Consider the following 20,106-nt stretch of genomic DNA (forward strand, 5'->3'; position numbering starts at 1 on the left):
CCGTCGAGGAGCGGCGGGCCGCGCCGCTGCCGCTGGAGCGGCTGTTCGACAACATCGCCGTCAGCGACGACGACCGGCCCACGCGGGCCGATTTCGACGGTTCCGGTGCCTCCCTGTCGGCCCAGGACCTCACGGCCGCGGGCTGGACGCCCGGCCGCGGCCTCACCGTCCAGGGGGCCCGGCTGACCTGGCCGCGGCGGCAGCCCGGCGAGCCGGACAACGTCCGCGCGGCCGGCCAGGACGTACGCGTCACGGGGCGCGGGGACGCCCTCGCCTTCCTGGTGGCGGGCACCGGCGGCACCGAGGCGGGCGGCCCGGGCGTGATCACGTACGCGAACGGCACCCGCTCGGCGTACCGGGTGACCGCGCCCGACTGGCGCACCGGGCCGCTCGCCACGAAGGCGGTGGCCCTGCCGCACATCAACACGCCCGGCGGGCAACTCGCCGAGCGGGCCCGCCTGTACGTCCTGACCGTGCCGCTGGTCCCGGGGCGCCCGGTCGCCTCGGTCCGGCTGCCGCACGCGACCGGGCTGCACGTCTTCGCGGTGTCGGTACGGACCGCGACGCGGGGCTGGACGGGCAGCTGGACGACGTCGGCCGGCGGCTACAGCGCGGTCGGGCCCTGGACGGACCGGACGCTGCGGCTGGTCGTGCACACATCGGCGGGCGGGTCCCGGGTACGGGTGCGCTTCGACAACACCTTCGCGGCGGCGCCGGTACGGATCGGCAGCGCGACGGTCGCCGTGCGGGCGTCGGGTGCGGCTGCACGCGGAACGCCGGTGCCGCTGTCCTTCGGTGGTGCGGAGAGCGTGGAGATCCCGGCCGGGGCCCAGGCGTACAGCGATCCGCTGGGCTTCGCCGTCCCGGCGGACGCCGATCTGCTGGTGAGCTTTCACCTGCCCGGCACCGTGGCGGCGGCGCCCGTGCACCGGCTCGCGCAGCAGCGGTCGTACGTCAGCGGGCCGGGCGACCACGCGGCGGACGGCTCCGCGGACGCGTACAGCTCGGTGATCACCAGCTGGCCGCTGCTCGCCGGGGTCGATGTGAGCGGCGGGCCCGGGTCCGTGGTGCTGCTCGGGGACTCGATCACCGACGGCGACAAGTCCACGGTCGACGCCAACCGGCGCTGGCCGAACGTCCTGTCCGACCGGCTGCTCCGGCAGAACACCGTCCCACGCTACGGCGTGCTGAACCAGGGCATCTCGGGCAACCGCGTGGTCACCGACCGGTATCCCGGCGACGGGGTGTCCACGGACACGGCCGGGGTGAGTGCCCTGCACCGCTTCGACCGGGACGTCCTCGCCCAGCCGTCGGCGCGGACGGCGGTCGTCTTCGAAGGCGTCAACGACCTGCGCTGGGGCACCTCGGCGGAGCAGGTGATCGCGGGCCTGCGCGAGCTGGCGGCACGCGGGCATGCCCGGGGTGTCAGGATGCTCGCGGCGACGATCCTGCCGTGCGAGGGCGAGGCGCGCTGCACGGCCGCCGTCGACTCCGAGCGGGTCGCGGTGAACGAGTGGATCCGGGACGGCGGGGTCTTCGACGGCGTGCTCGACTTCGACGCGGTGGTCCGGGACCCGCAACGGCCGTCCCGGATCCTGCCCGCGTACGACAGCGGGGACCACCTGCATCCGGGCGACGCGGGACTCGCCGCCCTGGCGGACTCGGTCGACCTGCGGCTGCTGTGACCGCTAGACATCCAGGTCCACGACGACCGGCGCGTGGTCCGACGCGCCCTTGCCCTTGCGCTCCTCGCGGTCCACGTACGCGTCCTTGACCGCCTTCGTGAACGGCTGGTTGGCGTACACCAGGTCGATGCGCATGCCCCGGTTCTTCGGGAAGCAGAGCTGGCGGTAGTCCCAGTACGTGAACGGGTGCTCGTACTTCAGGGGCCGCGGGACCACGTCGGCCAGGCCCGCCTCGCGAAGGGAGGCGAGGGCGGCGCGCTCGGCCGGGGTGACGTGGGTGGAGCCCTCGAAGGCAGCGCGGTCGAAGACGTCGTCGTCCGTCGGCGCCACGTTGTAGTCGCCCATCACCGCGAAGGGGCGGCTGCCGGACGCGTCACCGGCGACGGCGGCCTTGAGGGCCTCGAACCACTGGAGCTTGTAGGCGTAGTGCGGGTGGTCCACCTCACGGCCGTTCGGCACGTAGACCGACCAGACGCGGAGCGGGCCGCATGTCGCCGAGATGGCGCGGGGCTCCACCGAGCCGTCGAACCCGGGGTCGCCGGGCAGGCCCTTGACGACGTCCTCGATGCCGACGCGGGACAGCACCGCCACGCCGTTCCACCGGCCGGTCGCGTGGACCGCCGACTCGTAGCCCAGCTCGCGCAGCTGCTCCGACGGGAACTGGTCCTCGGCGACCTTGGCCTCCTGGAGGCACAGCACGTCCGTGCCGCTGCTCTCCAGCCAGGCCAGGAGCCTCGGCAGGCGGGCGGTGATCGAGTTCACGTTCCAGGTCGCGATGCGCATGTCCCACAACCTACCCGGCGGGTCCGACAACGCGGCCCGGTCCCCTGGAACCTCAGACCTCGGCGGAGTCTCCCGGTGTCAGCCGCAGGTGCTCCGAGCCGCCGAGCTGCCCGATCTGGCGGTCGTAGATCGGGCGGGCGAGGTCGGTCAGGTAGGCGTCGTGGATGTCGTAGGCGCGCTGCGGCTTCACCTCGCGGACGTAGTCGATGACCTCCGAGATCTTGCTCCAGGGGGCCATCACCGGGAGCATCAGCGTCTCGACCCGGTGGCCGGGGACGGTGAGGGCGTCGCCGGGGTGGAAGACCTTGCCGCCGTCGACGAGGTAGCCGACGTTGGTGATCTGCGGGATGTCCGGGTGGATCACCGCGTGGAGCTCGCCGTGGACCTGGACCTCGAAACCGGCGGCGGTGAAGGTGTCGCCGTGACCGACGGTGTGCACGCGGCCGGGGAACGCCGAGGAGATCTTCTCGGCGACGGACTTCAGGGTCCAGATCCGGGCGGCCGGGTTGTTCTCCATCGCGGCGCGCAGCCGGAACTCGTCGAAGTGGTCGGGGTGCTCGTGGGTGACGAGGATCGCGTCCGCGCCGAGCGCGGCGTCCTCCTCGCTGAACCCGCCGGGGTCGAGGACGAGGGTCTGACCGTCCTTCTCGAGGCGGACGCAGGCGTGCGACTTCTTCGTGAGCTTCATGATTCCATCCTGCCTCCGCGCTGCCCCGCGGGCTCACTCCTGGGGCGTGGTCTCCTCACGGATGACCTGCTGAGCCACCTTGAACGCGCTGTTCGCCGCCGGCACTCCGCAGTAGACGGCCGCCTGCAGCAGCACCTCCTTGATCTCACCCGGGGTGAGCCCGTTGCGCAGGGCGGCACGGGTGTGGAAGGCCAGCTCGTCCAGGTGGCCGCCGGCGACCAGGGCCGTGAGGGTGACGCAGCTGCGGGTACGCCGGTCCAGGCCCGGGCGGTCCCAGACCTCGCCCCAGGCGTAGCGGGTGATGAACTCCTGGAAGTCCCCGGAGAACTCGTCGGCCTGTGCCAGCGCCCGGTCGACGTGCGCGTCGCCCAGCACCTCGCGGCGGACCTTGAGCCCGGCGTCGTAGGGGTCGGGCCGGCCCTGGGGCTGCGGCGGCATGACCGGGGCGATCTCGGCGACGGGGCCGGTCTGGAGGGGCTGGGCGGGGGCGGCGGACAGGACCGGCTTGACGGCGGCCGCGGGCAGGGCGGTCTGGCCGGTGGAGGTCTCGAAGGCGGGCTGCCAGGCGGTGGAGAAGTGCCGCACCAGCAGGTCGGTGACGGCCGCGGGCTGCTCCACCGGCACCAGGTGGGAGGCGCCGGGGACGACGGCGAGGCGGGCGTCCGGGATGCCGGCGACCAGGGTGCGGGCCTCGGCGGGGCCGGTGACCTGGTCGTCCGATCCGACCAGGACCAGCGTCGGCACGCCGACCCGCCCGAGCTCCGTCCGGACGTCGAACGAGGCGAGCGCCTCGCAGGCGGCGATGTAGCAGCCGGGGTCGGTGGTGCGCACCATCTGCACGGCCCACTCGGTGATCGCGGGCTGCGCGGCGGCGAACCCGCCGGTGAACCAGCGCTCGGGCGCGGTACGGGCGATGGGGTCGAGGCCGTTCGTGCGGACTATCACGCCTCTCTGCCGGAACTCGTCGGCCGTGCCGAAGCGCGGCGAGGCGGCGATCAGCGCGAGGGAGGCGAGCCGCTCGGGGTGGCGCAGGGCCAGCTCGATGCCGACCGCCCCGCCGAGCGCGCAGCCCGCGTAGCCGAAGCGCTGCACACCGAGCCCTTCGAGGGTGGCCAGCAGCCGGGTGGTGAGGTCGGTGACCGAGCCCGCCGGGTACGCGGGCGCGCCGCCGTGCCCGGGCAGATCGAACCGGAAGACGCGCCACTGCTTGATCAGCTCGGGGATCTGGCGGTCCCACATGTGCCAGGTGGTACCCAGTGAGGGACCGAGGATCAGGACGGGAGCCTCTTCTGGCCCGTCAAAGCGGTATTGCAGGGTGTTCGACGGTGTCTCACTCACGCCCCAGAGCCTCTCACGTATCACGGATGCCCCTATAAGGGGGCACTGGATACCCGCCCTGACCAGGTTGAAGACCCCTCGGTCCCGGATCAGCTGTCCTTGCCCATCGCCTTGCGGACGGCGTCACGAGTCCGGTCGATCACGGCTGCCACGGGTCCGACGGCGACATTCTCCGCCGCCGTCTCCGCCCCCGGATGCGGGCGGGTGGGCGCCATGGCCTCGGCAGCACGGACAGCCGTGGCCATCATGGCGAGCTGCTGCGCTCCGGCCTTCTCGCGCAGCCCGGGGAACTCGTACTGTTCCTCCGAGGCCGCGTGCTGGAGCACGTCCGCGCGCAGTTCCCGCAAGACGGGCATGAACCCGGGGTCGTCGGGGTCCATGTCATCGAGCCGGCTCAGCTTCTCCTTCGCGGCCCGCTCCTCCTCGAGACGGTCGTCGACCACCTGCTCACCGTCCTGCAGGAGACGGCGGGCTGCGGGGTGGACCACTTCCTCCTCGGCGGTCTCGTGGACGGCCAGCAGACGGACGAGCCTGCGGAACGCCTCCGCCCGGTCGTCGGCAGTGGCGTTCTCGACCTCGGCGAAGAGATCACGGATGTGGTGGTGCTGCTGCATCAGCAGGGCCACGACGTCGTCGTTCTCGCCGGCGTCGTCGAGGTGGGGCATGGCGTCGGTCAAGAGACCCTCCCTGGGGTGCGGGCGGCGTCGGCCCGCGGACAGCGGGCACCTGGGCTTCGTCCAGGTTCTCCCTGGTGACGGGCGGCCGCGACCGCGTGGGGCCGAACGGCGCACGTGATCACCCAGGGCGAGCAGCCGGGATCCCGACCTCGCACGGCTGCCGCGCGCCGCTCCGCGTCGCGGCCGGCCACGGGGGGTACCCGGGCCGGGTCCCAAGGAGTGCCGGGCCGTGAAAGGGGCGTCGCGATGGGCGTGCACGACCGGATCGCCGAGCTGCGCCGCGTCGCCCGGGAACGGTTCGGGTGGAGCGACCTGGCCGCCGAGCAGACGGAGGCGATGGAGGCACTGCTCGAGGGCCGCGACGTGCTGGTCGTCATGCCCACCGGTTCCGGCAAGTCGGCGATCTATCAGGTGCCGACCGTCATGCTCGGTGGTCCCGCGGTCGTGGCGTCGCCGCTGATCGCCCTGCAGCGCGACCAGGTCGCCGGCCTGCGGGAGAGCGGGGCACCGGACGCCGTGGCCGTGAACTCGGCACAGCCCCGGTCGGCCACCGACAGGGGCTGGCGGGCGGTCCGGGACGGTGATGCCGAATACCTGTTCCTGTCCCCCGAGCAGCTGACCAAGGACAGTGTCGTGGAACAGCTGCGGGAACTGGGTCCCTCGCTGTTCGTCGTCGACGAGGCCCACTGCGTCTCCGCCTGGGGACACGACTTCCGCCCCGACTACCTGAACCTGGGCGAGGCCGCCGAACGGCTGGGCCGCCCGCCGGTACTCGCTCTGACGGCGACGGCCGCGGCCCCGGTCCGGGCGGACATCGTCGAGCACCTGCACATGCGCGAGGCCCACGTCGTGACGGCCGGGACCGACCGGCCCACCATCCATCTGGCGGTGCGCACCTTCACCGATGACCCCGCCAAACGCGAGGCCGTCGCACGCTGGACGGCCCAGGCGTGCGCCCCGGGCATCCTCTACACCGCCACGCGCAGGGACGCCGAGAGGTACGCGGGGCGGCTTCGGCAGGACGGCGTGGACGCCGAGGCGTACCACGCGGGCATGAAGGCAGCCGACCGCCGCCGGATCCACGACGGCTTCATGGCCGGCGCTCCCGCCGTGGTGGTGGCCACCTCCGCGTTCGGGATGGGCATCGACAAGGCGGACGTACGGTTCGTCGCCCACGCGTCCGTCCCCGAGTCCCTGGACTCCTACTACCAGGAGATCGGACGCGCCGGCCGGGACGGCGAGCCGGCCCGCGCGGTGCTGTTCTACCGCCCCGAGGACCTGGGACTGCAGAAGTTCCTCACGGCCCGGGCCCTGGACGCCGACGCACTGCGCCGGATCATGACCACGCTGCTCGGCCAGGGCACCCCGCAGAGCCGTAGCCGGACCGCGCAGCTGTGCGGCCTGTCGCGCCGGAAGACCAGCGATCTGCTGAACCTGCTGGAAGAGGCGGGAGCGGTGACCGTCGAGGGCAGGCGCCGCGCGGTCCGGGCGCTGCCCGGGCGCACGGCGGACGGGGCGGCCGAAGAGGCGGCACGGGTGTTCGAGCGGCGGCGGCGCGTCGACCGCTCGCGCATCGAGATGATGCGCGGCTACGCCGAGACGCCCACCTGCCGCCGCCAGTACCTCCTGGGTTACTTCGGCGAGCAGCTCCACGCACCGTGCGGGCGGTGCGACGTGTGCGACCGCGAGGCCGAGCACCCCGCAGCCGGAGCCGGGCACCGGGACGCCCCTCTCCCGCCCGGGCGCGGCGGGCCGTATGAGACGAACGACCGGGTGCGCCACGCGGAGTGGGGTCCGGGCACGGTGATGCGCACGGAGGAGGACCGCCTCGTCGTGCTGTTCGAGCAGGTCGGCTACAAGACGCTGTCCCTGACAGCGGTACAGGAGGGCGACTTGCTGACCGGTACCTGATGCGCCCGGCGACCGGGCCGGGCCGCCGCGTCGGGGTACCCGCCACCGGACACTGCCGGCAGCCGCTGGAGCGGAGAGATCCATGCCCGAGACGATCAAAGAGCAGACGGTTGAGCAACTGGGCGGCCCGAGAAGCGTGCTGGCCAGGCAACGCCGTGATCATGCCGAGATGGACAGGTTGATGGACCGCTATCAGGCCCTGGCGGACGGCGAGGACCGCGAACGGGTCCTGCGGGACACCGTCCAGCTGGTCTTCAGCCACGCCTTCGCCGAGGAGACCGTGCTGTGGCCGGCCGTCCGGCGCTCGGTCGAGGACGGGCACGAGTTGACCTCGCGGGTCGAGGAGGAACACCAGCAGATCAACGATCTCGTCGCCGACATCGAACGCCTGAGTCCGGGTTCTCCCGAGCGTGAGGAGAAGGTACGGCGGGTCTTCGCGCTGATACGGCAGGACATCCGCGACGAGGAGGACCTCGTGCTGCCCCGGCTGCACGAAGCACTGCCCGCCGCGCAGTTGCGCCGGCTCGGCGCGGCATGGGACGCGGTGCGACGCGGCGCGCCCACCCACCCCCACCCCGTCATCCCGCGGCGCCCGCCCGGCAACGCGGTCCTGGGTGTGCCGCTCGGTCTCCACGACCGGATGCGCGACGCCTTCGGACTGAGCACGCCCATGGCTGCGGCCAAGAAGGTGTTCACCGGGCTCGGCGGGGTCATGGTGCTGATCGCGGCCGTCGCGATGCGCCGCAGACGACGTTGAACCGACCGGGAGGCATCATGTCCGGGTGGTCATGGGTCCGCGAACACCTGGGAGCTCGCACGACCGAGCCCTCCGCAGAGGTCCGTTCGGGCCGGTCGTCATGTGCGCTCTTGCTTGCACGCTGACGAGGCCGGGCCGAGTTCGACCGTCGTCGTGACCCGGGTGACCGAGGGGTTCCCCGGCACCGAACCGAACCCGAAGCGCACGGGCGGCTCGACCGGTGCCGTCACCCCGAGGTCCGCGCCCTCGTAGGAGGCCGAGACGGCACGGATCGGCAGCAGGTCCCGGGCGCCGTACCACTCCCGGCGGCCCTGCCCGGCGCTGCCGCGGGTGCGCACGCCCGGCAGCAGCAGGCGGGCGGGCCGGTCCGTCAGCGCGCTCCATGCCGGACGGCGGGCGAGCGCACCGGGTACGGTCCGCAGCGCGAAGCCCAGAAGCCCTCGCCGGCCCGTGGTGAAACGCAGGTCGAGTGGCCCGGCGGTGACGGTCCAGGCGTGGTCCGTGACGCTCACCTCGACCGGGACGACACGGACCGTGTCGAAGGCGTAGGTGCCGCTGACGAAGTCCGCTGTCTCCCGGGTGGGGGCCAGCAGCAGTCTGTCCCCGTCGGCGCGCTCCAGCATCACGTCACTGAACGCTCCGAAGGGCGACCCCTGCCAGTGTCCGAGCACGATCCGTGTGCCGGAGGAGGTGCCCATGCCCGCGATCCAGCCGTCGAAGCGCACGCGCCGGCGTCGCGTGACGGCGCCGGAATTCCGGCAACGGGAGTCAGGAGGGCTGGGAGACGCGCTGCGGGACGCACGGCCTGGAGGGCCCGAGCCGTACATACCTGACTCCTTCCGAGAAGTGCACCAGGGGCTCACCGAGGGGGGCTTCCCCAAGGCCCGCCGCGGCGATCAGTGTCTCCTCCAGTACATCGACGCCTGCGTCGGCCAGGGGCCACGGCTCGTGCTCGACGGGCGTCTCCCAGAGCATGCCGAGCCTGCGGGTGTACGCCCGCCAGCGCGAGGTCAGCCACACGTCCCGCTCCGTCGGATCGATCGGGTCGCCAGGCCGGACGACGAGGCGGTAGGAGGCGTCACCGAGCCATCGGGAACCGGAGTAGGAGACGGTGTCCCCGTCCTGGGACACGCGGAGGGTGCCCGGGTTGTACGGTGCGCCGATGGCGCGGGCCGCCACCATCGGGGGGAAGGCGACCTCGATGGACAGGAACCAGAGCCCGTCCCGGCCGTCCCGGTGCCGTACGTACGTGCGCAGATTGGTCTCCGCGAACGTCGGCAGGCCGGGCAGCGAGGCGGGAACACCGGGTGGTCGCACGTCCGCCATGACGAAGGGGGTGAGCCCCACCCAGGCGGCCCCCTCGTACTCGTCCACGACCAGTCCCCCGGGCAGGAGCGCCTGCACCGCGTCAGGCCGGAAAGGCCAGTGGACGAACGTCTGCGTCAGCCAGCCCGCCCGCAGCGCCGGCAGGCGCACCCGCTGCTCTGCTCCGTATGCGACCACGGGCGTCGGGTCCCCCGCGCACGATCGCAGGAAACCCACGGCGCCGCCACGGCGGGCGCAACGGCGCAGTGCCGGATCATGGAGAGGGCCAGGACGCCGGGCGTCCGGGCGAAACGCCTCGCCCGGCTCAGCGAAGGTTGTAGGTCCGCCGCAGGAACGCGGCCGTGTCCGACCATGGTTACGTCGATGGTGCTAGGAGGCGTCATGATCGGCTGGGGGCAGATCGGGTACGGAGCCGTCCTGTCGGCCGTCTTCGCCGCCGTGCTGCCGGCCGTCGTCACCCGTGGCCGCCGTATCGGCGTGATCGTCACGGGGGCGCTCGCCGCTGCCGCGGGGCCGGTCGCCTGGAACGCCATCCTTCGCGCCGCCCACGGAGAGCAGTTCTTCACCGATGCGCCGATCGCCGTGTTCCCGGTCAGTTGGCAGGACACAGGATCCGGCGTCTTCGCCCTCGCAGCGGCAGCCCTCGCATACGGCCTGGGCCCACTCGCCACGGAACCCGCGCGCCGCACCGCCGGATACGCGCTGCTGGCGGGGCTGGCGGCATTGCTCGCCGACGTCTACGTCTACTGACCGCGCGCCAGGCGTGTCTGTCCGGCCGTTCTCGAGGCCGGCATGCCCGAATGCCGCCCGTGACATCTTCGCCGGCGCCTGCCAGGCACTGCAGTCATGCCTCAGCAGCACTGCCTCCCGGCTCAGTGAACGAGCGGGGCGCCGGTCGACCGCGGCCTGCCGCGCGGTACGAGGCCCAGGGCCAGTACGGCGGCGACAACGGCCGTTACGGCACACACGACGAAGGCGTCGGCGAAGCCACCCGCCGAGCCTCGCTCGAATCCGGAGGCCGCGACGGTGGAGACGACGGCGACGCCGATCGAGCCACCCACTTCGTGGAAGGTGTTGACGACCCCGGAGGCGAGGCCGGCCTCTTGGTGCTCCACCATGGCCAGCGCAGTCGTCGTGGCGGTGACGAACACCGCGCCGAGGCCGAGCGAGGCGATCACGAAGCCCGGCATGAGCCCGGTGTATGCGCTGCCGGTCTCCGAAAGCCGGGTCAGCGGGATCGTCCCGGCAGCCGCGACGGCCATGCCGACGACGGCCGTCGGACGACTGCCGATCCGGCCGACGAGCCGGGAGCCCAGGTGGGCGCCGACGGCCGTGGCCACGGCGACGGGCAGAAACACCAGCCCGGTCCTCAGTGGGCTGAAACCGCGGAGGTGCTGAAGGTAGACGGAACCGAGAAAGAAGAACGCGATGAGCAGGGCCGTGGCGATCAGCATCAGGAAGGCCCCGGCGAGTACGGACCGCCGAGTGAACATCCGCAGGTCCATCAGGGGGGCCCGGCCGGCCCGTTCGACCGCCGCGAATGCCGCGTACGCGACCGCCGCACCGGCCAGTGGCAGCAGAGTCGAGGCGTCCGACCAGCCGGTGTCGCCCGCCTTGACCAATCCGTAGATCAGGGCGGCGGTGCCCGTGGTGACCAACAGGGCGCCGGGAATGTCGAGGCGTGCGGGCTGCGGGGCCCGGGCCGGTACGAGGACCGGCAGGGCGGCCAGGAGGAGCAGCCCGACCGGCACGTTGACGTAGAAGACCCACTGCCAGCCGGGCCCGTCGGTCAGGGCCCCGCCGAGGATCACACCGGCAGCCGAACCGGTGCCGCCGATCGCCGCCCAGACACCGAGCGCCTTGTTGCGCTCGGGACCGTGGAAGGTCGTGGTGACGAGCGACAGCGCGGCCGGGGACAGCAGGGCTGCGCCGACGCCTTGGCCTATCCGGCCGCCGAGCAGCGTCGGCGCGTTCCCGGCCAGGCCGGTGACAAGGGAGGCGGCAGTGAAGAGCGCGAGACCGGCGAGCACGGTACGGCGGGCGCCGAAAGCGTCGGCGAGCCGGCCGCCGAGCAGAATCAGCCCGCCGAAGCAGAGGGTGTAGGCGGTGACGACCCAGGTCAGCGTCTCCCGGCCGAGGTCGAGGTCGGCCGCCATGTCGGGGAGGGCGACGTTCACGACGGTGACATCGAGGATCAGCATGAACTGGGCCAGGCAGATCAGCGCGAGGGCCGCCCAGCGACGTGGGTCGGCGGGTGGCTGGTGCGCGTGTTCGGCCGTGTGCGGCGCACCGGCGGTGGAGTGGGTCATGACGAGTCCTTCTGGTGTGTTGTCGCGGTCGGGTCCGAGCCGCAGGGCGGCGTGACGGCTCGTGCACGGTCTCGCTCGACCGCATAACTGAACCATACTGTTCAGTTCATATGAACTCAACCGTACAGTTCAGATGGATGCTAGGGTCGAGGTCATGAGCGTGGACAGCGTCAAGCAACCCCCCAGCGGCCCTCGCGCGGAGCTCAAGCGGCAGGCCATCGTGCGGGCTGCCCGCGAACTGTTCCTGCGGGAAGGCTTCGGCGTGGGAATGGACGCCATCGCCACCGAGGCGGGCGTGTCGAAGGTGACTGTCTACAACCACTTCGGCAGCAAGGAAGCCCTGTTCACGGCGGTCATCACGAGCGCACTCGACGAGCCGCTCGCCGGGGAGTCGTCTGCCGCGCTGGAAGGCCTGGCCGAGGCCGATGACCTGCGGGCCGCCCTCGTCGAGGCGGCCCGCACCTGGGTCCACGCCGTCCGCACCAACCATGAGGTCACCGCCCTGCGCAACCTCGTCGCCGCCGAGATCCACCGCTTCCCCGAGCTGGGCGAGGCCTGGAGACACCGCGGCCCGGAGAGCCACCACCCCGCGGTCGCAGGCGCCCTCCGTGCCCTCGCCGAGCAAGGTCGACTGGAGATCCCCGACCTGCGGGTGGCGATCATCCAGTTCTACGGGCTCCTGGTCTTCCCCCACATGATCTTCAGCTCCTACGGCACGCACATCGACGAGGAGCTGACCGACCGTCTCATCACCAGCGGGGTCGACATGTTCCTGGGCCACTACGGCCCGCAGGACGTGTAACGGCCCGCCAGCGTAAAGCTCATCGAGAACAGGACCCAGCAGGGGCGGGGCACCGCGCGGTGCCCCGCCCCTGTGCCGGCGGGCCGGTCGGACCGACGGGTCAGACGGTGACGGCAAGCGGCTCGGAAGCGGGCTGCCCCGCCAGTCGGCCGGTGCGGTGCAGGGCGTACAGGGCGGCAGCGCACGCCAGGCCGAGCACGATCAGCGCGATCCAGGGCAGCGCGGGCAGCCCGGCCGCGCGGGCGGCGTCGAGGGCGGCGCCCGTTCCCAGGTTCCCGACGGTGATGCCGATGCCGCAGATCGTGTTGTACAGCCCGTAGTGGGTGGCGACGAGCCGGTCACCGGAGAGGCGGACGATGGTGTCCATCTCGAACGGGTAGGCGATCATCGTGCCGACGGCCAGCAGCAGCGCGGCGAGCGTCGGCGGAACCGCCGCGAGCAGCCACAGCCCGACCCGGGACTCCGGTACGGGCACGGCGGTGGCCAGCAGCAGGGGCACGAAGGCCAGGCCCATGGCCGCCAGCCCGCGCACGAGCGCCTGCCCCGGCTCGTACCGCGCCTTGCACCACGCCGTCACCCGCGTCTGGCCGAGGATCGTGCTCAGCCCGGAGACGGCGAAGAGCACGGCCACCGCCGCGGTACCGGAGTTCCCGTCGCCGCCGAGCCGGCGCACCTGAAGCGGCAGCGCCAGATAGACCTGGAAGGACAGGACGTACGAGCCGATCATGGCGACGGAGAAGAGCAGGAACGGCCGGTTGGCGAGGATGCCGCGCCACTGGGCGAGCACGACTTCACCGCCGTCGCGCTCCTGCGGCTTGGCGTCCTCGGCCCGCCGGGCGGGCAGCGCGCGGATCTGTACGACGCTCAGCAGCGCGAAGATACCGGCCGCCACCAGGCAGGTGACGCGGAAGTCGATCCCGGTCAGCACCATGCCCACCAGCGGGCCCAGCAGGATGCCGGCCTGGTAGAACACGTTGAACAGGGCGAACGCCTCGACCCTGCGCTCCCCCGCGTCGGCCGCGAGGTAGGCCCGTACGGCAGGGTTGAACAGCGCTCCGGCCAGCCCGGTGGCCGCGGACGCGGCGAGCAGTGCGGGCAGCGAGTCCACCAGCCCGAGCGTCGCGAAGCCGAGGGTGCGCAGCACGCATCCCGCGATGATCATCGGCTTGTAGCCGAGCCGGTCGGCGAGCGTGCCGCCGACCAGGAACATGCCCTGCTGGCTGAAGTTCCGTACGCCCAGGACGAGTCCGACGAGCCAGCCGGCCAGTCCGAGCGTCCCGGACAGGTGGGCGGCCAGGTAGGGCATCAGCATGTAGAAGCCGAGGTTGATGGTGAACTGGTTCACCATCAACAGCTGGACGCTGCGTTCGTACGACCGAACTTGGGTGAGCAGCCCCATCACCGGCCCTCCTCCGCGGAGTCGGACTCGGCGGCCGCGTCCTCAGTGCCGTGCAGAGTGAGGGGATCGACCACGGTGGTGCACCGGGTCCAGCGGGTGACCTCCTTCTCGTCCAGGCGGCCGATCAGCTCCGGCTCGGGCGCCGGTGGGGAGGCCAGCAGGCCGTGGGCGGCGCAGTAGTCGTCGTTGTAGACCGTCCCCAGGTACCGCTGCGGACCGTCGGGGAAGATCGCGACGATCCGTGCGTCCGCCGGCGTCGTCCGGGCCAGCCAGCCCGCCACCAGCGCGACCGCGCCGACGCTCCATCCGCCGGTGGCGTAGTGGGAGGCGGCCAGTTGGCGGCATGTCCACACCGCCTCGGCCGGGGCCACCCAGTGCACCTCGGAGAAGTTCTCGTAGGCGACGTTGCGGGGGTGGATGCTGGAGCCGAGTCCGCGCATCAGCCGGGGCCGGGCGGGCTGGCCGAAGATCGTCGAACCGGTCGTGTCCACGCCGACGACGGTCAGCTCGGGGTAGAGCTGGCGCAGGACACGGGAGACGCCGGCCGAGTGACCGCCGGTACCGACGCTGCACACGAGCACGTCGATGTGGCCCGTCTCGGAGGCGAGTTCGAGGGCCAGCGGGGTGTAGGCGGCGACGTTGTCCGGGTTGTTGTACTGGTCGGGGCACCAGGAGCCGGGGTGCTGCTCCAGCAGCCGCTGCACGCGGTCTCGGCGGGCCTGCTGCCAGCCGCCCGTGGGGTGCGGCTCGGAGACGACGTTGACCTGGGCGCCGTACGCGGTCAGCAGCCGGGTCATGGACAACTCCAGCCCCGGATCGGTGACCAGGGTGACCGGGTGGCCGTACACCATGCCGGCCAGCGCCAGCCCCAGGCCCAGGGTCCCGCTGGTGGACTCGATGATCCGCCCGCCGGGCCGCAGGTCGCCACGGGCCCGGGCCCGCTCCACCATGTGCAGCCCCGGACGGTCCTTGATGCCCCCGGGGTTGAACCCTTCGAGCTTCGCCCAGAAGCCGCGCCCAGCCGGGGTCAGCGGCTCCGAAACCCGCAGCAGCGGGGTGTTGCCCACCAGGCCGGACAGGGCGGACCGGCCAGAGGGGACTTTGGCCTTGGTCGATGACTGCATGTCGATGTGTTCACTCTCGCTCGATGAATGCCAGTGGGTTCATCTCGCGCGTCCTGGCCACGGGGCGGACCATGCGTCCGCGCTCAGGCCATGGGCACGCGGCAGCCGCGAAGTCGGTCGGCTGCGAGCGAGTGGTCTAGATCCGCCACCGCGACGTACGAGCGAGCGCCACGCGGCCCGTGCGTGCGCTGCGACGTCTACGGCGGTCACGCCGTACGAGCGGTCTCCCGACCACCACCGACACGGCAAGGAGTACGACGGCCATCGCGCCCAGGGCGAGTTCCTCGGCCGGCTGGGCCGCGGTACGCACGATCACATCCGCCGCACACTTCTCGGCCCCGTGGTGGGGGTGAGGGCCGTGAGGGTCCTCGTCCGCGGCCATCGCCGAGGATCCGGCGGGCACGGACACCGACTCGTGCGTCTCCTCGGACACGCCGTGCATGACGGCGCACAGCACGAGCGCCATCACGAGGGCACCGCGCACCGCCGAGACGAGTCGGCGCGACAACGGTGAGCCGCATGGGGCCAAGGGGCCGTGCGCTGGCGTACGGGAATGTGTCGGCACAGGTCCTCCGCGCTGCTGCCGCGTCTCCGGCAAGGGCGGAGTGAGGCGCAGACATGGGTGGGGGCAGGACGGCTTCGACGAACATGACGACCCATCATGAGCACGGGACAGGACGCTCGTCGCGCGGTACCAGCCGAACCGGTGACATCCGGCAGGCCGGTCGGAGGAACCGCGTACCTCTAGACCTGCCGCACCATGGAGGCTGCTCTGAGAGCCACAGGAAACCCACCGTCCATGGGACCACCAGCGGCCGGCCCTCGAACGGTCGATGCGTCGCAGGAACTGGTCGATTCGCGAACCGACGCCGCACAGCAGGGCGGTACCAGGGCGGAAACCTGCTGAGGCTGCCCGGACACGCAGTGCTCGCCAGGATGTGACGGCCCGTGGCCGCCGTGATCCCCGGCATCCGCGTCGGAAAGCACCGCGGGCTCGACGGCCGCATGGCGAACGCCGTCGTCCGACGGCGCGGCGAGGGCCGTCGCGCTGGTGGAGAGGTGTCCCTTGACGCTCTCCACGTGAACGCCGTGCGTAACGAGGACGCCGAACAGGAGCACGGCCAAGGCCGGCACGCGCAGCAGCGGACCCGCACCGGAGCGGGTCCTGACGATGCGCCAGAGCGACCAGGCCGTAACCATGCCGTGATCCTAGCGGCTCGTTGGAAGTGATCGTCCACCTGTACCGAAACAACCTCAACCGCTGCATCACGGAGGCCCGTTGACGGCGGCAAGCCGCGGAGCGCTGTCAGTGGTGGGTGGCAGCATCGGGCGTATGACGGACACCACGGCATTCGACTGGCGGTCCTTCCTGCTCGGGTGGAGCGGGGAGTGGGCGGATTCCCTGCCCGACGGCGAGACGCAGGGCGAGGACGACGAGGCCGCCCGGCAGGCGCGCTGGCTGGGGTTCCCGCCCGCGGCCGAGGAGCGGATCGCGGCCATGGAGGAGCGCCTCGGCCGACGGCTCCCCCCGTCGTACCGGGAGTTCCTCGAGGTCAGCGACGGGTGGCGACATGCCGGCGGGTTCGTGTGGCTGCTGGCCGGCACCCGGGAAGCGCACTGGCACGACAACGCGTCGGGACTCTCGGACATGTTCACGGAGTACCTCGACGAGGACGCCGGGCCCGAGGAGCGGCGGGAGGCGGACCTGTGGCGGCGCGGACTGCAGCTCGACGTCGAGTCCGACGCCACATACGTCCTCCTGGATCCCGAGGACGTGGACGAGAACGGTGAGTGGGCCGTGTACACATGGGCCAGCTGGCGGGCCGCGCCACCCGAGCGGCACGCGAACTTCCTCGAGTTCATGCGGGAGATGCACCGGGAGTTCCACCGCCTGCGGGCGCGCCCGGGCGACGGCGAGCCGGTGTTCGTCAGCGACACGACGCGCAAGCTGGACGCCCAGGTGGCCGAGGCCCGGCTGCAGGCGCTGCGCGGCGGCTGGGAGCGGGCCCAGAGGGCGCTGGACGAGGCCAAGGAGTACGGCAGGCCTCGGGCCGCCGGGCTGGGTGACCAGATACGCCGCCTGCTCGGGGAGACCCACATGGTGTACTTCGAGGACGTGGTGACGGACCCGCGGTACACGCCCGATCTGCTGCCGCCGCTGGTCGCCGAGCACGCGGCGCACTCGTACCGGGCCGACTCCACGCTGGGGTTCCATCTGCGGGGCGCCGACGAAGCCCTGCTGTCACAGGCTCACGCGATGCTGGAACAGGTGCGGAACGGCACGTACCGGTACACCGCGGCCGGGCCCTTCGGGGAGGCGGTCGAGCGGGCGCGGGAGCTGGCGCGGTGGGGAGACACCGACGAGGCGTGGCGGACACTGGTGGAGGCTCTGCCCCAGTGGGAGCCGCTGGGACCGGACCACCTGGCGCCGCTGGGATGGGTGGCCGACCCCGTGCTCGGGCCGCTGCTGACCCCGGAGCGGGGCCGCGAGCTGCTGTCCACGCCGAGGGGCGGGCAGGCGGGGGAGGCACCGGGGCCGACGGCCGGGCTCGACCCGGGTGACCTGGCGTGGCTCGCGGAGCCGGACCCGGGCAACAACCGCACGTCCTACCGGTTCGTCCTGGTGGAAGGGGTGGAGCCGGCGGAGTTGCCCGGACGTCTCGCGGACGGGGACGGCACCGTGCTGAACGAACCCCTGACCTCCTGGGAGGCGCGCCACAGGGCCCTGCGCGACCAGAGGGAGTTCTCGGCCTACGACGACAGGGCTCTCATGGCGGTCGGCCGGGCCGGTACCGGCTGGAGCTTCGCCTTCGACGGTGACCCCGCCCGGTTCGACCGGTGGCGGTTCGTCTCCCCGGCAGCGTCCGTCAGCGAGGGCACCCGCGCGGTGGTGGTGTGGAGCGGCCTGAGGACGCGGCACGGAGGGCCGTTCTTCCACCTCTCGGTGGCGCGAGACGGTGTCGAGCAGTACGCGTTCACGTACGCCGACGGAGAGGTCCGGTCAAGCGGGGAGATACCGTCGGCGCTCGATCCGAGCCGGTTCTTCGGTGACCCGGAGGACGGCGCCGGGACGGAACGGTCGCTACTGGAAGCGGTGGCGGGGGAGTTCGGTGCGCATCTGCCGCGTCACGCCATCGTGAACGGGCGGCTGCACACCTTCGCCACCCGGTCCTGGACGCGGCCGCCGAGGGACGGCGAGACGTACATGGTGATCCGGATCCATCACGGAACCGAGGCCCCGGCGGACGGCGAGCGGGCGGGAGGCGAGGGGACGGGAAGCAGCTGGACCGGCACGGGCGCTCAACCGGAGTGAGCCTCGTGCGGCCTCGCCCCGCCCGCGCCGGGGCGACGGCTGCTGCGGCTCGTGGACGCCCCGCACCCACGACCGGACCGCCCGGGGGCGGGGCGCGAGGACGTCCCGAGTGCCGCACGGTCACCCAGTCGACCTGTCGGCAGGCGGCCCCTCAGAGTTCGCCGGTAGTGCCCAGGCCCGTCAGCGCGCCGACCGGATCCAGGTCGGGGGTGCCGCGCGGCCACCAGTCGTCCTGGCCGGGTTCGGACTCGTAGGCGTACCACAGGCCGTCGCGGCCCAGGCGGAGCTGGACATGACCCCGGGGGTGGGTGAGGTGGTTGCGCCAGGGGCGGAAGGCGGGCAGGTCGGCGGCGAGGAGCAGCGGACGGGCGCGGTCGAACCGGCCGGCCGGCGGATCCCACGGCTCCTCCAGTACGGCGAGGCCCTCCGGTCCGCCCTGGCGCCAGGCGGCGACCGCGCGGGCCAGCTCGGACGGGGTGCGGCCCGCAGCGGAGGCGAGCAAGGAGTAGAGCGCCCGGGTGCCCGCCGTGAGGCCCGAGCCGGGGCGGGCCGCGGCCAGGCGGACCGCGTCCTCCCAGAGCGTCAGCTGCCCGACCGGGTCACGGCCCGTGGTGAGCAGGGCGTGGGCCCGGGCGGCGGCGTCCGTGGCCAGCTGGTCCAGCGCGAACGGGTCCGGACCGCCGGGGGCCGCCGGGTAGGCCGGTGGCTGCTCGGGGTGCGGCGGCGGGGGCAGCGGCGCCGGCAGGGGCGGGAGGGCACGCGGTGTGAGAACGTCACCGGCCCGCACTCCGGGCAGCGGCGCCGGTCCCCTGTCCTGGGCGGCGCGCGCAGCCCGCGTGGCGCTCAGCCGGGACAGCGCGTCGAGCAGCTCGCGTTCGCCCCGGCCGCGCAGCAGGAGCAGGACGAAGGGGTCGGCGTCGAGCAGCCTCGCGGTCTGGTAGCAGAGGGCGGCGGCGTGCTTGCAGGGGTGGCCCCGGTCGGGACAGCTGCACCGCGGCTCCAGATCACCCGGGCCCGGCAGCAGGGGCACGCCGCAGTCCGCGAGGGACCGGGGCATCTCCTTGTCGAGGAGTGCGGCGATGTGCCCGGGCCGGTCGGCGGCGGCGTCCAGGAACCGCTCCCAGTCGGAGTCGTCGAGCGTACGCAGCCGCACCTGCACGCGGTAGGGGCGCGGACGGCTGCCGCGCACGTACGCCAGCACCAGACCGGGCGTCACCGTGATGGCGTCGACATGCCCCTGCTCGGCATAACCCCGCCCGCGCTCCAGCCTCTTGACGTCCAACGCGCCCTGCTCCAGGGCGGCGACCCACGCGTTTCCCCACCAGCTCTCGGCGAAGCCCTCGCCGTCCGGGTCCCGGGGTGGGAACGCGGGGAAGGTACGGCGGAGTTCGGAGTCGCGGTCGGGGGCGGCCATGGAGTGGGGGGTCCGAGGAGTCCCGGGTCGGGCGGCGGCGGGGGCGGGGTCGGGGTCGGGGTCGGCAGGGTGGTGCGGCGAGGCGGTCGTGCCGTGGGGCGAGCGCTCCTGGGCGGTTTCGTGGGAACTCTCGGGCGCCGCGTCCCAGTCGTCCGACGCCTCGGGCATTCGGAAGGCGTCCGCCAGCAACTTCCGTACGTCCCGCGCTCCCGCGCCGGCGGCGTGCCCCCGCGCCTGCCGACCGGCCCTGGGCCGCTCGTCCACACGGCTGTGCCGTGACCGGCGACCCGCACTCTCGGCCTCTTCCCGGGCCCGGCGCGCGTCCTGCCGCGCTGCACGCAGTGCCTCGCGTGCGATGTCCGCAGCGCGCGGCCCCGGGCCCTCGTCGTCGCCGGCGGCCGAGGCGTCCGCCGGTGCGGCGGCGGGCCGATCCTCCGCGACACCGGGAGCACCGGCCGAGGGCGTCCGCGCGGGGCTTCCCCCCTGGGCACGGGAACGGTCCGGGCCGACGAGGGCGCCGGAAACGTCCGACCCGCCGGAGTCGCCGGAACCTCCCGGCCAGCCCGGGGCGCCGGAAACC

General features: G+C 72.9%; 18 protein-coding genes. 6 read left to right on the top strand and 12 right to left on the bottom strand.

The features are described 5' to 3' along the window. A partial coding sequence (locus GTY47_RS04155) for an SGNH/GDSL hydrolase family protein (protein WP_010038887.1) occupies window positions 1-1,685 on the top strand: 1,685 nt, incomplete at its 5' end. A gap of 3 nt (window positions 1,686-1,688) precedes the next feature. On the opposite strand, the gene GTY47_RS04160 is transcribed toward GTY47_RS04155, so the two are convergent. From GTY47_RS04160 to GTY47_RS04175, 4 genes are all read right to left on the bottom strand, one after another. Further along, a complete protein-coding gene (locus GTY47_RS04160) occupies window positions 1,689-2,468 on the bottom strand; it encodes an exodeoxyribonuclease III (RefSeq protein ID WP_010038890.1) in 780 nt (259 codons plus the stop codon). Window positions 2,469-2,520: 52 nt separating this feature from the next. Continuing rightward, window positions 2,521-3,156, bottom strand: a complete 636-nt coding sequence (locus GTY47_RS04165; RefSeq protein WP_010038895.1) for an MBL fold metallo-hydrolase — start codon at window positions 3,154-3,156, stop codon at window positions 2,521-2,523. Between the two features lie 33 nt (window positions 3,157-3,189). Then, window positions 3,190-4,494, bottom strand: coding sequence for a 4-carboxymuconolactone decarboxylase (gene pcaC / locus GTY47_RS04170; protein WP_010038897.1), 1,305 nt, complete (start codon window positions 4,492-4,494; stop codon window positions 3,190-3,192). Window positions 4,495-4,583: 89 nt separating this feature from the next. After that, window positions 4,584-5,159 carry a hemerythrin domain-containing protein gene (locus GTY47_RS04175; RefSeq protein WP_029181108.1) on the bottom strand — a complete coding sequence of 192 codons (576 nt, stop codon included), beginning with the start codon at window positions 5,157-5,159 and terminating at the stop codon, window positions 4,584-4,586. Window positions 5,160-5,417: 258 nt separating this feature from the next. Here GTY47_RS04175 and GTY47_RS04180 point away from each other — a divergent pair, with 258 nt between their 5' ends. Then, window positions 5,418-7,082: a RecQ family ATP-dependent DNA helicase gene (locus tag GTY47_RS04180; RefSeq protein ID WP_010038901.1), complete on the top strand. Its 1,665-nt coding sequence runs from the start codon at window positions 5,418-5,420 to the stop codon at window positions 7,080-7,082. 82 nt (window positions 7,083-7,164) lie between these two features. After that, the gene (locus GTY47_RS04185) at window positions 7,165-7,839 is read left to right on the top strand and encodes a hemerythrin domain-containing protein (RefSeq protein ID WP_040903035.1); all 675 of its coding nucleotides are present in this window, start codon (window positions 7,165-7,167) and stop codon (window positions 7,837-7,839) included. Window positions 7,840-7,937: 98 nt separating this feature from the next. Here the strand turns inward: GTY47_RS04185 and GTY47_RS04190 are convergent, their stop codons facing one another. Next, window positions 7,938-8,537, bottom strand: a complete 600-nt coding sequence (locus tag GTY47_RS04190; RefSeq protein WP_202457782.1) for a hypothetical protein — start codon at window positions 8,535-8,537, stop codon at window positions 7,938-7,940. 70 nt (window positions 8,538-8,607) lie between these two features. Then, complete coding sequence (locus GTY47_RS04195) at window positions 8,608-9,342, bottom strand: DUF2071 domain-containing protein (RefSeq protein WP_050810220.1); 735 nt, start codon at window positions 9,340-9,342, stop codon at window positions 8,608-8,610. Between the two features lie 186 nt (window positions 9,343-9,528). Here GTY47_RS04195 and GTY47_RS04200 point away from each other — a divergent pair, with 186 nt between their 5' ends. Continuing rightward, the gene (locus GTY47_RS04200) at window positions 9,529-9,915 is read left to right on the top strand and encodes a hypothetical protein (RefSeq protein ID WP_199784620.1); all 387 of its coding nucleotides are present in this window, start codon (window positions 9,529-9,531) and stop codon (window positions 9,913-9,915) included. A 122-nt stretch (window positions 9,916-10,037) separates the two neighbouring features. Here the strand turns inward: GTY47_RS04200 and GTY47_RS04205 are convergent, their stop codons facing one another. After that, the gene (locus GTY47_RS04205; RefSeq protein ID WP_010038915.1) at window positions 10,038-11,474 is read right to left on the bottom strand and encodes an MFS transporter; all 1,437 of its coding nucleotides are present in this window, start codon (window positions 11,472-11,474) and stop codon (window positions 10,038-10,040) included. Between the two features lie 154 nt (window positions 11,475-11,628). On the opposite strand from GTY47_RS04205, the gene GTY47_RS04210 reads away from it, so the two are divergent. After that, a complete protein-coding gene (locus GTY47_RS04210) occupies window positions 11,629-12,276 on the top strand; it encodes a TetR/AcrR family transcriptional regulator (protein WP_010038917.1) in 648 nt (215 codons plus the stop codon). Window positions 12,277-12,376: 100 nt separating this feature from the next. On the opposite strand, the gene GTY47_RS04215 is transcribed toward GTY47_RS04210, so the two are convergent. From GTY47_RS04215 to GTY47_RS04230, 4 genes are all read right to left on the bottom strand, one after another. After that, complete coding sequence (locus GTY47_RS04215; protein WP_086012501.1) at window positions 12,377-13,678, bottom strand: MFS transporter; 1,302 nt, start codon at window positions 13,676-13,678, stop codon at window positions 12,377-12,379. After that, window positions 13,675-14,799, bottom strand: a complete 1,125-nt coding sequence (locus tag GTY47_RS04220; RefSeq protein WP_010038924.1) for a PLP-dependent cysteine synthase family protein — start codon at window positions 14,797-14,799, stop codon at window positions 13,675-13,677. Before GTY47_RS04220 ends, GTY47_RS04215 begins: the two co-directional genes overlap by 4 nt. Before the next feature lie 136 nt (window positions 14,800-14,935). Next, on the bottom strand, window positions 14,936-15,307 hold the full coding sequence (locus GTY47_RS04225; protein ID WP_231911104.1) for a hypothetical protein: 372 nt from the start codon (window positions 15,305-15,307) through the stop codon (window positions 14,936-14,938). Between the two features lie 236 nt (window positions 15,308-15,543). Next, the gene (locus GTY47_RS04230; RefSeq protein ID WP_010038929.1) at window positions 15,544-15,999 is read right to left on the bottom strand and encodes a hypothetical protein; all 456 of its coding nucleotides are present in this window, start codon (window positions 15,997-15,999) and stop codon (window positions 15,544-15,546) included. 133 nt (window positions 16,000-16,132) lie between these two features. Here GTY47_RS04230 and GTY47_RS04235 point away from each other — a divergent pair, with 133 nt between their 5' ends. After that, the gene (locus GTY47_RS04235; protein ID WP_010038930.1) at window positions 16,133-18,112 is read left to right on the top strand and encodes an SMI1/KNR4 family protein; all 1,980 of its coding nucleotides are present in this window, start codon (window positions 16,133-16,135) and stop codon (window positions 18,110-18,112) included. A 151-nt stretch (window positions 18,113-18,263) separates the two neighbouring features. Here GTY47_RS04235 and GTY47_RS04240 read toward each other — a convergent pair. Next, window positions 18,264-20,106: SWIM zinc finger family protein (locus GTY47_RS04240; protein WP_010038932.1), on the bottom strand; the 1,843-nt coding region annotated here is incomplete at its 5' end.

It is taken from the genome of Streptomyces sp. SID5464, assembly GCF_009862985.1.
Taxonomy (GTDB): Bacteria; Actinomycetota; Actinomycetes; order Streptomycetales; family Streptomycetaceae; genus Streptomyces; species Streptomyces chartreusis_D.

Excerpts from the sequence above, each read along its gene's own strand:
- GTY47_RS04235 (WP_010038930.1), top strand. The coding sequence starts at position 16,133 with ATGACGGACACCACGGCATTCGACTGGCGGTCCTTCCTGCTCGGGTGG.
- GTY47_RS04205 (WP_010038915.1), bottom strand. The coding sequence starts at position 11,474 with ATGACCCACTCCACCGCCGGTGCGCCGCACACGGCCGAACACGCGCAC.
- GTY47_RS04190 (WP_202457782.1), bottom strand. The coding sequence starts at position 8,537 with ATGGGCACCTCCTCCGGCACACGGATCGTGCTCGGACACTGGCAGGGG.
- GTY47_RS04200 (WP_199784620.1), top strand. The coding sequence starts at position 9,529 with ATGGTGCTAGGAGGCGTCATGATCGGCTGGGGGCAGATCGGGTACGGA.
- GTY47_RS04210 (WP_010038917.1), top strand. The coding sequence starts at position 11,629 with ATGAGCGTGGACAGCGTCAAGCAACCCCCCAGCGGCCCTCGCGCGGAG.
- GTY47_RS04165 (WP_010038895.1), bottom strand. The coding sequence starts at position 3,156 with ATGAAGCTCACGAAGAAGTCGCACGCCTGCGTCCGCCTCGAGAAGGAC.
- GTY47_RS04220 (WP_010038924.1), bottom strand. The coding sequence starts at position 14,799 with ATGCAGTCATCGACCAAGGCCAAAGTCCCCTCTGGCCGGTCCGCCCTG.
- GTY47_RS04185 (WP_040903035.1), top strand. The coding sequence starts at position 7,165 with ATGCCCGAGACGATCAAAGAGCAGACGGTTGAGCAACTGGGCGGCCCG.
- GTY47_RS04180 (WP_010038901.1), top strand. The coding sequence starts at position 5,418 with ATGGGCGTGCACGACCGGATCGCCGAGCTGCGCCGCGTCGCCCGGGAA.
- GTY47_RS04160 (WP_010038890.1), bottom strand. The coding sequence starts at position 2,468 with ATGCGCATCGCGACCTGGAACGTGAACTCGATCACCGCCCGCCTGCCG.
- GTY47_RS04175 (WP_029181108.1), bottom strand. The coding sequence starts at position 5,159 with ATGCCCCACCTCGACGACGCCGGCGAGAACGACGACGTCGTGGCCCTG.
- GTY47_RS04230 (WP_010038929.1), bottom strand. The coding sequence starts at position 15,999 with ATGGTTACGGCCTGGTCGCTCTGGCGCATCGTCAGGACCCGCTCCGGT.